This window comes from Aquimarina acroporae, from assembly GCF_023195925.1.
GTDB classification, from domain to species: Bacteria; Bacteroidota; Bacteroidia; order Flavobacteriales; family Flavobacteriaceae; genus Aquimarina; species Aquimarina acroporae.
In genome coordinates, this window is record NZ_JALPRE010000006.1 from 505,318 (window position 1) to 518,064 (window position 12,747).

Here is a 12,747-nt window from a genome sequence, read left to right on the forward strand (position 1 = left end):
ATGCCTTTTTTTATATTTTCAAGTAAGAATCAAAAATAGTACTCATGGCAAATAAATTGTTCCTTGCCATCATATGCCTAACACTCTGTTTTTTGCCTGGTGCTTACACGCAAGATACTGGGGGAGAAATTGTTTGTAAAGTTATTAGGGCAGATTCGGGAGCCCCGGTTTTTTATTCTACGGTTAAACTTTTTGGAACTAATAGAGGTACCATAGCCGATGATAAAGGACAGTTTAGGCTTCCAGGTAATTTAAATTCTTCACAGAAAATAATTCTGTCTTCTATAGGCTATGAAATAAAAGAGGTGTATATCTCAGACTTAAAACCAAATACTTTAAATCTGATTTATTTACAACCTAGTATCGATAAGTTGGCTACGGTAGTTTTAAGATCTAAGAAGAAAAAAAGACAACTCTCTGCAAAAAGAATAGTAAAAAAAGCAATAGCGAGTATCAAAGAAAACTATTCACAAACTCCATTTTCGTATATAGCTTATTACAGAGACTATCAACAACCAATAGATAGTTCATATGTATTGAATACAGATCAAGAAATATATCCTGAATATATTAACCTTAACGAAAGTATTCTTCATGTTTTTGATGCTGGTTTTGATACAGATCATCTCGATAATGATGACAATCAAACAGTCTTGTATAGTTATTTAAGAAATGAAGATTTTGCTAGAGATAGTTTGTTTACGGTGCCTTATGATAATTATAAGAAAAAATACCTCAAAGATGTTGTTATTCCCCCGCTTGGTGGTAATGAGCTTAACCTTTTAACACTTACTGATGCGGTGCGAAATTATAATAAACGCTCTTTTTCTTTTGTGGAGAGTTTAAAATTAGATTTTGTAAAAAATCATCGTTTTAAACTTAATAAGGTTAATTATCTGGATGATATTGCTCTTTATGAAATAGACTTTTATTCATACAAGGATATTACTAAGTCTACTTACCGTGGTAAGGGAAAAATATACATTTCAAAAGAGGATTATGCCATTCATAAATTAAGTTATGGTTTGTATGGGAGCAAAAACGAATTTCCTTTGTATGCAGTGAATATAGAATATAAAAAGAATGGAGAAAAAATGTATTTAAATTATATCACTTTTAATAATAGGTTTGAGATATATGGTGATCCTTCTTTTGCAATTGAAGAGATCATTTATAATGTAAACAATAGTTCTTTTGACGTTGTTTTTAATAAGGACTTTGATCGATTGTCGATTAAAACAAGAAGAAAAAAGATAAAATTGAGTTATGAGGAACAGAAAATTGACATTGAAGATGTTTTACTTTTTAGTAGACATATTAGAATAAAGGTAAATAAGAACCAAATGCAAAAAATACCTAACCTTAACGCAGAAGGTTTGTCGAAGAATATAAAGCTATTGATGAAAGGAATAACCGATACTAAAGGGAATGTATTGAATGAAGCTCCAAAACTAGCCCTAAATCAATATCGAGAAATATTTGTTCAGGAAGTTTTTACAGAAAGTAGACTTGAGCCTAGATTTAAAGTGGTAGATAAGCAAGCTCCTCTTTCGTCTTCAGAAATAAATGAGTTTAACGATAAACATTTATATTGGATCAATACACCGTTAAAAAAAAATAAAAAGCATTGATCAGTATCATATTAGAGCTACATTTAAAGGCGTAAACTAAACACAAACATAAAAAGTAAATCATAATGAAAAATCTTATTCTCGTCACTTTGCTATTCTTAGCTTTCCTGTCTTGTAAAAAAGAAAAACAAATAGTTGAAGAAAAACAACCAAAAGTAACCTGGCAAACTTATGATGAGTCTGAGGACATTGAAGCAACTCAAAAATTAGAGCAATCCAGAATGCATCTTAAACTGGTCAATTCTAAAGTACTTGATAAAAACAGCATTTGGGAATCTTTGGAGCCTGAATTGGATTATTTTGCTCCCGAAGATTATAATCGTCTTAAAGACTTAATCCTTGAAAAAGATATTCCTACACTTCAGAAAAGTGTTAAAGCTGGGCAACTTTCTTATGAAGAACTTACTAAATTTTACATTTATCGAATTAGAAAATATGAGAGTGATAATGGACTATCTTTAAATGGGGTGATCTCTCTTAACCCTAAAGTGGTAGAACAAGCTAGAGCATTGGATAAAACAGATAAATCTAAAATAGACATATTTTCGGTGTATGGAATGCCAATTTTACTCAAGGATAATATCAATACCGTGGGCATGAATACTACTGCAGGAGCAATTGCATTGCAGCATAATAAGACAGGTAATGCCTACATCACACAAAAATTATTAGATAAGAATGCACTTATTCTAGGGAAAGCAAATTTAAGTGAATGGGCCTATTTTTTGTGCTCAGGGTGTCCTGTGGGATATAGTGCAGTGGGAGGGCAAACCATAAATCCATATGGGAGATTAGTTTTTGAATCTGGTGGCTCTAGTTCTGGAAGTGGTGTGACAGTAGCTGCAAATTATTGTGTTGCGGCAATAGGTACAGAAACTAGTGGATCTATATTATCGCCTTCTAGTCAGAATTCGGTTGTTGGCCTTAAACCTACTATTGGGGTGTTAAGTAGAACAGGTATTGTGCCAATTTCTAGTACGCTTGATACTCCGGGACCCATGACAAAAAATGTAATTGATAATGCTATAGTGTTAAATGCGGTTATAGGTAAAGACGCTAGTGATAGTGCCTCTGTTGAGACTAATATAGATTATGTAAAAGGAATTGAAGGACAAACATTAAAAGGAAAAAGATTTGGTGTGATTAAAGAGTTTTTGGAAGATTCTATATATAATATCGCCATAGAAAAAATTAAAAAAGAAGGAGCAGAAATCTTTGAGCTTGAACCAAAACAAACTCCGCTTCCAGGTTTTTTAAGTATTTTAAATATAGATATGAAAAATGATCTACCTGCCTATTTAGCTTCTCAAGCGGGAAGTGAAGTGTCTATAAAAAATATAGCAGATGCAGTGAGTTTTAATAAACAAGATACTACACTTAGAGTACCTTATGGTCAACAATTGTTCGAAGGCATTTTAAGCGATAGTACAACCACGGCAGAACTAGATACGATAAAAGAACAACTAGAAACAACATCAAGAGCATATTTTGATGAACATATAGATAAACATAATCTTGATGCTGTATTATCTATAAATAATTATCATGCTGGATATGCGGCAGTGGCCAAATATCCTGCGTTAACAGTCCCAATGGGATACGACGATAAAGGTGAACCTAAGGGATTAACTTTTATCGCAAAAGCATTTTCTGAAGCCAAACTCTTGCAATTAGGTTATGCCTATGAGCAGGCTACAAAGGAGCGAAAACTTCCTTCAAAATATGTTAATTAATAAAGAGGTTTAATTGTTCCCAAAGATCATTATCAAAACTGGAGGGGCCTAAAAGGGCTTCTCCAGCATTATCTCCCATCCTCACGATTACCAAGTCTTCGCTTGGAACCACATATAACTTTTGGTCATCTTTACCTAATCCTGCTATAAGGTCATCTGGAGCATTAGGGATCAATTCGCCATTAAATTCAATTTCAGAAGCAGGTGCTCTAAAACTGGTTTTTCCATTAAGCCACCATAGGTAGCCATAGGCAGGATTCAATTCTTGTGAGGGGGTAGTCATTTTAGTAAAATATGAAGTATCAGTGAGTATGGTAGTGGTATCCCAAGTACCCTTGTTTAAAGTTAATAGTCCAAAACGTGCCATACTCCGCGCAGTACTATAATATATGTTTGCAAAGCCCAAACGTATCCAAGTGCCATCCATGCCGATAGGGTCTCTTACTTTTTCATTAAAATAATCATTATAAGATCTGTTTGTGGCTCCAGAAATAATGTCAGTTAATAAAGTATAGGGAGCATTATGATAGTACCAAAAATCACCTGGGTTATTTAAATAGGTTAAACAATTACTATCAGTACAATTTTGATTTGTAACATTATAATCTAAACCAGTGCTCATGGTTAAATGGTGAAAGACTGAGATGTTGGTTTCTTGTTCTAGGGTGATATTTGCCCAACCTGATCCTAAGTAAGTCGAAGAAGACTCACTAATATTAAGCAATGCTTCTTGCTGTGCAATACCTGCGGTAAAGGCAGTTAATGTTTTTCCTGCCGAATACCAAGGATTATTATCTGAAGCAGAACCCCCGTTGAAATATTGCTCGACTACAATTCTTCCGCTTTTTAAAATTATAAAACCTTTAGTTCCTTTACTTTCTAGGAAATCGTATAAAGGTTGTTCCTGCTCAATGTTCCATCCTAGATCTTGAATTGTTATAGTTTCCCAATCACTCGAGTTTACAGGAGGGAAATATAAGGTACTTAGATCGGGCGGTAGATTAACTGTGTTTTCACCAGAATCACTAGAACATGAGATACTGATGAATAACAGGCTAATCATAATAAAATGTAGCTTTTTCATTATGGGTATTTGTAGATTTGGACTATACAATATACAAAAGGTTTAAAAGGTAATGGCATCTTTAACATATTGAAGCTGAATTTATATCGATACTTGAACTAATCATTGTATCTTTGCACACCTTTTATCTAAACGAAATGAGAACAAAGACTTTAAAGAAGAATAAAATCAACGTAGTTACACTTGGCTGTAGTAAAAATGTTTACGATAGTGAGGTGTTAATGGGACAGTTAAAAGCCAACAATAAAGAAGTTGTTCATGAAGAAGAAGGTAATATTGTTGTAATTAATACCTGTGGTTTTATTGCTAATGCGAAAGAGGAGTCTGTAAATACTATTTTACAATATGTGCAGAAAAAGGAAGAGGGAGTTGTAGATAAAGTTTTTGTTACAGGGTGTTTGTCTGAAAGATATAAACCAGATTTACAGGAAGAAATACCAGATGTAGATCAATATTTTGGGACTACAGAACTCCCAGGTTTGTTAAAAGCTTTAGGAGCAGATTATAAACATGAATTGATAGGGGAGAGATTAACTACAACACCAAAGAACTATGCATATCTAAAAATAGCCGAGGGGTGTGATCGTCCCTGTTCGTTTTGTGCTATACCATTGATGCGAGGAAAACATAAATCTACTCCTATTGAGGATTTAGTTATCGAAGCAGAGAAATTGGCTGCAGATGGTGTAAAAGAACTTATTTTAATTGCTCAGGACCTTACATATTATGGTTTAGATTTATATAAGGAAAGAAAACTTGCAGATTTATTAAAGGAATTGGTGAAGGTAGATGGAATTGAGTGGATTCGCTTGCATTATGCTTTTCCTACAGGTTTTCCTATGGAAGTTCTTGATGTTATGAAAAAAGAACCTAAAATTTGTAACTATATTGATATTCCGCTTCAACATATTGCAGATCCTATTCTAAAATCGATGCGAAGAGGAACAACTAAAGCGAAAACGACAAAGTTGCTGAAAGAGTTTAGAGCTGCCGTTCCAGAAATGACAATTCGTACTACCCTTATCGTTGGATATCCTGGAGAAACTCAGGAAGATTTTGAAACTCTAAAAAACTGGGTAAAGGAAATGCGTTTTGAACGTTTGGGTTGTTTTACCTATTCTCATGAAGAAAACACACATGCTTTTAATCTTGAGGATGATGTGCCAGAAGATGTTAAGATGCAGAGAGCAAATGAGATTATGGAAATTCAATCTCAAATTTCTTGGGAACTCAATCAACAAAAAATAGGAGAGCAATTTAAGGTAGTGATTGATCGTAAAGAAGGACAATACTTTGTAGGAAGAACCGAATTCGATTCTCCCGATGTTGATAATGAGGTATTAATCGATGCTACAAAACAATACCTAAAGGTAGGGGAGTATACTACCGTTAAAATTTATGAAGCCGAAGATTTCGATCTCTATGCAGAGGTGGTTTAATTTTTGCTAAGAACTCTGTATTCTCCATCGAATACAGCTTTCCAGCTAGTACCTTCATCACTACTTTGATACCAGGTTTGACGTACGGTTCCGTCATTGTTTTTTTGCCATTCGATCTTGTTGAAGATAGTCCCTTTCTTGGAAGTTATTTGGTTTTCTAGAACCATTTTTCCATTTACAAGATTTCCGACAATATGAAGAGAAAGTCCACTATTGTCAACCCAAAACTGTTCCCATTTATCAATTCTGGGATTGTATTTGTTTAAACTGGTTCCTTGATATTGGGATGTAGTGGAGTGATAAGTTTCTTTAATTACCATTCCATCTACAATGCTTTGTATTTTGCTTTTTCCAACAATAGAATCTGTTCCTTGTTTATAGACATTCCATTCTCCTATCCAGAAATCAAACTCTTTGTATTTATCTGAAGATACATTTTGCGCAAATCCTTGTGATACAATAAAACATAATAATAAAAGAAAAGTTCGCTCTATAGACCTCATCACCGTTGTGTTAAAAGTTACAGTTCTAAAATACGATTTTAAATTTTGACATAAAAAAAGAAGCCTGAATAGGCTTCTTTTGCTGACTTATTTTATTTTGGGCTAATTCAATAAATCTTAAAAAAGAATTATTTTTTAAAATTAAATGAGAATCAAATTAATTAGTTTGTCTCAGTTAATATCTCTTCTCCGTTATTTGGAGTTTCTGGATTAGTTTCCTGATTAAAAGTAGCGTCATCGAAAGATTCTGCTTCACAAGCGAATGATAAACCAGCTAATACTAATAAGATTGAAATTTTTTTGATCATTGTTTTTAAATTTAGTTTGGGTGATATTTTTGTTTGATGTTTTATAAGCCTTTGCTATCGTCGACATATACATCGATTATTTCAGACGGCGCTTCTGGGTTATTTTCTTCATTAAATACTGCATCATCTACAGAGTCATTTTCACAAGAGATTAATGAGATTCCGAGTAATAATAGAAATGTAACTTTTTTGATCATTTTCGAAACAATTTATATTTTACTTGTTTGATTTTAAATTCGGGGCAAATGTATTCAAAAAAGCGATATAAAACTCTTTGATTTCCTTATCAAGCCTTTGTTCATGGGGTGTTAACAGTATTTGGAGATGCATTATTTTCAATGGTAATAAGGGAAGTTTTTAGAATGTGATATCATTAATAAAGAAGAAGATGAATTAATGATAATTTTTAGGAGATTTTGTTGAAAATTAGATAAAAATGGAAATTAACAGAAAAACCTATTTATTAACGATTTGTTAATATTAAGAGGTTAAAATTATATTTTTTTGATTTTTTTTGATTAAAAATGGCTTTTTGTTGAGAATATTTTATTTTTGACACGCCGGTATCGAATGGTTTTTAAGTTTAATTCAATATCATTGTAAAGTAGAAAATGAAGACTCATTCGATTTGTGTATAGTGAATGAATTATGCCTAAATAAAAAAAAGAAGCACTAGGCTTCTTTTCTTTACTTTTAGTTCTTTTTAGATGATGTCAAATAGTTCATCTATGGGTTTTCGAACTTTTTTACTGTTTTGGGTCACATCTTCTTCTGATCTATACCCTATAGTTGCAATTACCGATGTTGATAACCCTTTTTCGGTTAACCCTAATATTTGGTCATACTGGTCGGCTTCGAAACCTTCCATAGGACAGGCATCTATTTTTAATTCTGCACAAGCAGCCAATAAGTTACCAAGTCCAATATAGGTTTGTTTTGCTGTCCACGTTTTCATGGCTTCTGGAGAAAGGCTTCCTATTTTTGATTTCATAAAATCTCCATAACCTTTAAGATCGTCAATGTTAAGGTTTTGTGTGTCTGCTTTGAGCGTAAGGTATTCATCAATAACATTTGGACCCACCTCTGTATAATTACAAAAAACAATGAGTTGCGAAGCATCAACGATTTGTGATTGCCCCCAAGAAGCAGGTTGTAGTTGTTTTCTAATCTCATCGTTTTCTATGATTAAAACCTTATAGGCCTGTAGGCCATAGGAAGAAGCAGATAAAGAAACTGCTTCTTTGATTTTTTGAAGATCTGTGTCAGACACTTTTCGATTGGAATCAAACTTCTTTGTGGCATAACGCCATTTTAAATTTTCTAGTAGTTGCATATTATTTTTGTTTTTTTAGATGGATATTGGAACTTCCATGATTAAAATTTTTGAATCACTTGTAGCTTTGATGTCAAATTTAGGAGCTTCCCAGATGCCTATGCCGTCTCTTTTATTTAGTTCTTGATTTTCGATAATGATATCTCCTTCTAGAACAAAGACATAAACTCCATTTGTTTTGTCTTTTAGGTCATAATGTTCGTTATGACCTTTAGCAAAATTTCCTAAATGAAACCATGCGTTTTGATGAATCCACACCCCATGATCATCTGGGTTTGGCGATAGTATTTGTAATAGTTGGTCTTTTGCACTGCTTTCATCTATGGTGATTTGATCATATCTAGGGGCGACATTTTTTTTATTTGGAATCACCCAGATTTGAAGAAATTTCACCTCCTTATCTTTATTTTTGTTGTATTCACTATGAAAAATCCCGGTCCCTGCACTCATTACCTGTATGTCTCCTTGTTTGATAACAGTAGTGTTCCCCATACTATCTTGGTGTTCAAGATCACCAGACAAAGGAATAGAAATAATTTCCATATTATCATGAGGATGTTTTCCAAAACCCATTCCTGGCGCAACAATATCATCATTTAATACTCTTAGTACTCCAAAATTCATACGCTCAGGGTTGTAATAATTGGCAAAACTAAAAGAGTGATGTGAGCTTAACCAACCGTGATCTGCTTTTCCTCTGCTATCTGCTTTATGAACTGTTGTTTTCATTTTAACTCCTTTCTTTATATAGTTTGTTATTATGTAACAAAGTTCTACCTATTATAGTGATTATGAAATATTAGAATACGAGATAGGTATGTCAAAATCCGATATCCATTTTATTTCCTGAATTGAGAAGGAGGAATTCCAGTCAATTTCTTAAAAAAGTTACTGAAATTTGAGGGATCAGAAAACCCTAGAGTGTATGCAATTTCTTTGTTAGTTTGATCAGAAAAAAATAACATTCTTTTGGCAGCAATTATAATACGCGACTGCACATATTCCTTTGCTGTATTGCCTATAAGGAGCTTTACGGTGCGATTAAGATGATCTGGAGTAACATGCAACGCTTCGGCATATTGTTGTACTAAGTGCCATTCTGAAAAGTGTTTCTCAACCAAACCTTTAAACTCTTTTAAAATAGAGCTTCCTACTTGTTGTTGCTGTAAATTTATTACATCGAGTTTGCAAATATTATTACATGAAATTAAAAAAAGTTGTAACAGCGCACCTATAGCTTGGTTCTCAAATTTTATCCCAGAACCTCGAGTATCAAATATTTGGTTACAGTAATTAGAAAGTTGCTCAAATTGTTCAGTGTTTAGAGATAAAGGAGGTGAGTCCCCGTAATCTGTAAATAGATTGATATCTTCTAAAAAGCAATAATCAATATTATTTTCTGCCAAGAATAGTCTTGAAAATGTAATTACATAACCATAAGATTTTTGTTCTTCAATAACTTGATGAACTTGTCCCGGGCTAATAAAATATATTTGTAGATTTTTTAGTTCATACGCTTTGAAATCAATATAATGTTTTCCTCTTGCTTCTTTGGTAAGGAGAATAGTATAAAAATTGTGCCGATGAGGTTCATCGGTTTTGCCATGCTTATCTTCATGAACATCTTCCATTCGTTTAATTTCGAATGTTACTTCAATGTCAGAGCGATTAACAGACTCATAAACTTTTATAACCTTAGACATAGTATTGGTTTTTAGTAAAAAACTACGAATAATAAATCATATATCTACATCTCTGTAGATAAAATGTAACTATCTCTCAGGTTAGGTAGTTAAACGTTTTTAAGTTTTTGCAATTAGCTCAACTAAGTTGCCATCTGGATCGATAAGCTGAATGTGTTGATGTGTTTCGGTTTTCCAGGAATCTTTTGTGAATTTTATACCTTTTTCTTTTAGTCGGTCTATATATCCATCTATTCCATTGATAAAAAATTGTAAGGAAACATTTCGTGTAGATGCGTCGTGGTGAGATACCTCATTTATTTCTAAGGTTAGATTTTTATAGACATATGTATGATATCTAACGATTCCTTCTTTTACTTCTGTGGTAAATAACATACCCAGTTTAGAATAGAATTCAATAAGTTGATTGCAATTTGTAGAATTAATGGTTAGCGTATTCATTTTTGGTGGAAGTGCAAACATTTATTTTTAGGTTTTAAGTTAGTATTTTGACAATAGTTGATTGTTTACTTTATTCTTTTGTGTTGTGATGGGATAAAATGTTACCCTCGGTGTTTAAAAAATGAATCCATATTGATAATTCATTTTTTAGCACATGATAATTGTACTATATAAGCTATCGTGTTTACATAAATGTCCTGTTCTTTCTATTGAGAATTTCAATAGATTCAGACAGAATTACCTCTTATATGAGAAATTCTATAATGCCGTAAATGTATCGGCATGGTTGGGAGTGACACTAAAGTACAGAAAATATTTGATGTACTACAAACAAAAAAGGAATAAACTCTTTCAGCTTATTCCTTTTTTAAAGTATAAATTGTGTGTTTTATCGCTAAGACTTTGGTACTGGAAAACCTCGATCTCTCATCAATGCTTCTATTTGAGCATCTCTACCTCTAAATTTTTTATAAGCCTCGGCTGGATCGATAGCATTGCGTGGAGCAAAGAGGTATTTGACCAGTTTATCTGCTACATCCTTGTCATAAAATCCATCAGGGGCTTCAGCAAAAGCTTCTGCCGCATCAGAAGTAAGTACATCGGCCCACATATATCCATAATATGCAGTGGCATATCCCTCACCAGAAAATACATGACCAAAGTGTGGAGTTCTATGACGCATTACTAATTCTTTTGGCATTTTTAATTCATTAAGTGTTTCTCTTTCAAATGCATCTACGTCAATATTGGTAGGGTCGGCCAAATGAAATTTCATATCCATTAATGCAGAAGCCAAATATTCTGTGGTTGCAAACCCTTGGTTAAAGGTAGCAGCTTTTTTGATCTTTTGTACAAGGGCTTTAGGAATTGGCTCTCCTGTCTTATAATGCACAAGATATTTATCAATAACCTTATCGGTAGAAAGCCAACGCTCTAATAATTGAGACTGAAATTCTGTATAATCCCTAACTCCTCCATTTAATGTTGGATATCGTACTTCAGAAGAGAAAAAATGTAAAGCATGACCAAATTCATGGAAGAAAGTTTCTGCATCATCCCATGAAACAAGAACAGGCTCCCCTGGGGCAGGTTTAACGAAGTTAGAATTGTTTGAACCTAACACCGTTTTTTTACCATCAAAAGTAGTGTGACTTCTATATGTTGTGGCCCAAGCTCCAGAACGTTTTCCGGTTCTTGCAAATGGATCAAGATACCAAAGTCCTATATGTTCTCCTGAAGTTTTATCATTTACTTCCCAAACTTTTACATCTGGATGAAAAACAGGAACTTTTCCCTCTGCTATGGGAGTAAATTTATAATTGAATAATTCGCCTGCTACAAAAAACATGGCTTCTCTCAATTTGTCCAGTTGCAAATATTGTTTTACTTCGTCAGAATTGAGGTCATATTTCTTCTTTCTTACCTTTTCGGCATAATATCTGTAATCCCATGGCTCGATAGTAATCTTGTCCCCATTGGCATCTGCAATAGCTTGCATGTCGGCTACTTCTTCTTGCACTCTTGCAATAGCTGCAGGCCATACAGCATTCATTAATTTCATTGCATTTTCTGGGTTCTTCGCCATGCGATTTTGTAACCTCCAATCAGCATAATTATCATAACCTAATAGGCCAACACGCTCTTTACGAAGTTTAAGGATTTTTGCAATATTTTCATTGTTATCATGTTCATCACCATTATCACCTCTGGAGTAATAGTTTTTCCATACTTTTTCTCTTAAACCTCTTTCAGTAGAATAGGTCAGAAATGGATCCATTGATGATCTTGTATTAGTTACAGCATATTTTCCTTCTTGACCACGATCTGTGGCCGCCTTGGCATAAGCATTTATTAAGGGTTCTGATAGTCCGCCTAATTGTTCTTTGGTAAGATAAGTAACATACCCTTCTTCATCGGCAAGAATATTGTTTGAGAAATTGGTATATAACTCAGAGAGTTCTTTGTTGATTGCAGCATATCGTTTCTTTTTCTCAACATCCAATTCTGCTCCATTCATCGCAAATTGCTCATAGGTTAACTGTACAACTCGTTGTTGGTCATCTTCTAAAGGATTCTTAATTGCATTGTCGTATACCGTTTTAATACGCTGAAAAAGTTTTTCATTTTGTGAAATCTTAGATCTGAAATCAGATAACTTAGGTGCCATCTCTTTTTGAATTTCTCTAAATTCTGGAGAAGACATGTTGCTGCTTAAAATTCCGTAATACGTAAAGATTTTATTAAGTTCCTTTCCAGATTTTTCCATCTCCACTATAGTGTTTGCAAACGTTGGAGTTTCTGTACTATTCGCAATGGCTTCGATTTCCTCTAAGTTAAGTTCCATTGCTTTTTCAAGAGCTGGTTTTACATCGGAAATGTTTACCTTATCAAATGCAGGAGTACCGCCATATTCGCCAGTCCATTCTGCCAATAAAGGGTTTTCTACCTCTTTTGTTTCTGACTTCGTTTCCACAGTGGTTTTGTTTTTGTTACAACCTATAAGAAGCAATATAGCAAACAATGCTGTAATTTTAAAGGTTGTTGAGATGTGAGTAGTTATCATAATATATAA

Annotated in this window: 12 protein-coding genes; 3 read left to right on the plus strand and 9 right to left on the minus strand. The window is 33.5% G+C overall.

Features of this window, described 5'->3' with window-relative positions; translation table 11 throughout:
- The first annotated feature begins 44 nt into the window (after positions 1-44).
- On the plus strand, positions 45-1,631 hold the full coding sequence (locus M0D21_RS10750; RefSeq protein ID WP_248329274.1) for a carboxypeptidase-like regulatory domain-containing protein: 1,587 nt from the start codon (positions 45-47) through the stop codon (positions 1,629-1,631).
- A gap of 65 nt (positions 1,632-1,696) precedes the next feature.
- Entirely contained in the window at positions 1,697-3,364 is a 1,668-nt protein-coding gene (locus M0D21_RS10755; protein WP_248329276.1) for an amidase family protein, read from the plus strand.
- Here the strand turns inward: M0D21_RS10755 and M0D21_RS10760 are convergent.
- Complete coding sequence (locus M0D21_RS10760) at positions 3,357-4,448, minus strand: serine hydrolase domain-containing protein (RefSeq protein WP_248329278.1); 1,092 nt, start codon at positions 4,446-4,448, stop codon at positions 3,357-3,359. The two genes, M0D21_RS10755 and M0D21_RS10760, sit on opposite strands and share 8 nt — an antisense overlap.
- 137 nt (positions 4,449-4,585) lie before the next feature.
- On the opposite strand from M0D21_RS10760, the gene rimO reads away from it, so the two are divergent.
- Complete coding sequence (rimO, locus tag M0D21_RS10765; RefSeq protein WP_248329280.1) at positions 4,586-5,887, plus strand: 30S ribosomal protein S12 methylthiotransferase RimO; 1,302 nt, start codon at positions 4,586-4,588, stop codon at positions 5,885-5,887.
- On the opposite strand, the gene M0D21_RS10770 is transcribed toward rimO, so the two are convergent.
- The 8 genes from M0D21_RS10770 to M0D21_RS10805 form a co-directional block, all read right to left on the minus strand.
- Positions 5,884-6,390: a hypothetical protein gene (locus M0D21_RS10770; RefSeq protein WP_248329282.1), complete on the minus strand. Its 507-nt coding sequence runs from the start codon at positions 6,388-6,390 to the stop codon at positions 5,884-5,886. The genes rimO and M0D21_RS10770 overlap by 4 nt on opposite strands.
- 161 nt (positions 6,391-6,551) lie before the next feature.
- The gene (locus tag M0D21_RS10775) at positions 6,552-6,698 is read right to left on the minus strand and encodes a hypothetical protein (RefSeq protein WP_248329285.1); all 147 of its coding nucleotides are present in this window, start codon (positions 6,696-6,698) and stop codon (positions 6,552-6,554) included.
- A gap of 41 nt (positions 6,699-6,739) precedes the next feature.
- Positions 6,740-6,895, minus strand: coding sequence for a hypothetical protein (locus M0D21_RS10780; RefSeq protein WP_248329287.1), 156 nt, complete (start codon positions 6,893-6,895; stop codon positions 6,740-6,742).
- Between the two features lie 506 nt (positions 6,896-7,401).
- The gene (locus tag M0D21_RS10785; protein WP_248329289.1) at positions 7,402-8,031 is read right to left on the minus strand and encodes an NAD(P)H-dependent oxidoreductase; all 630 of its coding nucleotides are present in this window, start codon (positions 8,029-8,031) and stop codon (positions 7,402-7,404) included.
- 15 nt (positions 8,032-8,046) lie between these two features.
- Entirely contained in the window at positions 8,047-8,760 is a 714-nt protein-coding gene (locus M0D21_RS10790; protein ID WP_248329291.1) for a pirin family protein, read from the minus strand.
- Between the two features lie 110 nt (positions 8,761-8,870).
- Positions 8,871-9,734, minus strand: coding sequence for a helix-turn-helix domain-containing protein (locus M0D21_RS10795; RefSeq protein WP_248329293.1), 864 nt, complete (start codon positions 9,732-9,734; stop codon positions 8,871-8,873).
- 99 nt (positions 9,735-9,833) lie between these two features.
- Positions 9,834-10,196: a VOC family protein gene (locus tag M0D21_RS10800; RefSeq protein WP_248329296.1), complete on the minus strand. Its 363-nt coding sequence runs from the start codon at positions 10,194-10,196 to the stop codon at positions 9,834-9,836.
- A 373-nt stretch (positions 10,197-10,569) separates the two neighbouring features.
- Positions 10,570-12,738, minus strand: a complete 2,169-nt coding sequence (locus tag M0D21_RS10805) for a M3 family metallopeptidase (RefSeq protein WP_394802457.1) — start codon at positions 12,736-12,738, stop codon at positions 10,570-10,572.
- Between the last annotated feature and the right edge of the window lie 9 nt (positions 12,739-12,747).

Bases quoted from the DNA above. Each gene is read 5' to 3' on its own strand.
- M0D21_RS10750 (WP_248329274.1), top strand. From the start codon at position 45: ATGGCAAATAAATTGTTCCTTGCCATCATATGCCTAACACTCTGTTTT.
- M0D21_RS10755 (WP_248329276.1), top strand. From the start codon at position 1,697: ATGAAAAATCTTATTCTCGTCACTTTGCTATTCTTAGCTTTCCTGTCT.
- M0D21_RS10760 (WP_248329278.1), bottom strand. From the start codon at position 4,448: ATGAAAAAGCTACATTTTATTATGATTAGCCTGTTATTCATCAGTATC.
- rimO (WP_248329280.1), top strand. From the start codon at position 4,586: ATGAGAACAAAGACTTTAAAGAAGAATAAAATCAACGTAGTTACACTT.
- M0D21_RS10770 (WP_248329282.1), bottom strand. From the start codon at position 6,390: ATGAGGTCTATAGAGCGAACTTTTCTTTTATTATTATGTTTTATTGTA.
- M0D21_RS10775 (WP_248329285.1), bottom strand. From the start codon at position 6,698: ATGATCAAAAAAATTTCAATCTTATTAGTATTAGCTGGTTTATCATTC.
- M0D21_RS10780 (WP_248329287.1), bottom strand. From the start codon at position 6,895: ATGATCAAAAAAGTTACATTTCTATTATTACTCGGAATCTCATTAATC.
- M0D21_RS10785 (WP_248329289.1), bottom strand. From the start codon at position 8,031: ATGCAACTACTAGAAAATTTAAAATGGCGTTATGCCACAAAGAAGTTT.
- M0D21_RS10790 (WP_248329291.1), bottom strand. From the start codon at position 8,760: ATGAAAACAACAGTTCATAAAGCAGATAGCAGAGGAAAAGCAGATCAC.
- M0D21_RS10795 (WP_248329293.1), bottom strand. From the start codon at position 9,734: ATGTCTAAGGTTATAAAAGTTTATGAGTCTGTTAATCGCTCTGACATT.
- M0D21_RS10800 (WP_248329296.1), bottom strand. From the start codon at position 10,196: ATGTTTGCACTTCCACCAAAAATGAATACGCTAACCATTAATTCTACA.
- M0D21_RS10805 (WP_394802457.1), bottom strand. From the start codon at position 12,738: ATGATAACTACTCACATCTCAACAACCTTTAAAATTACAGCATTGTTT.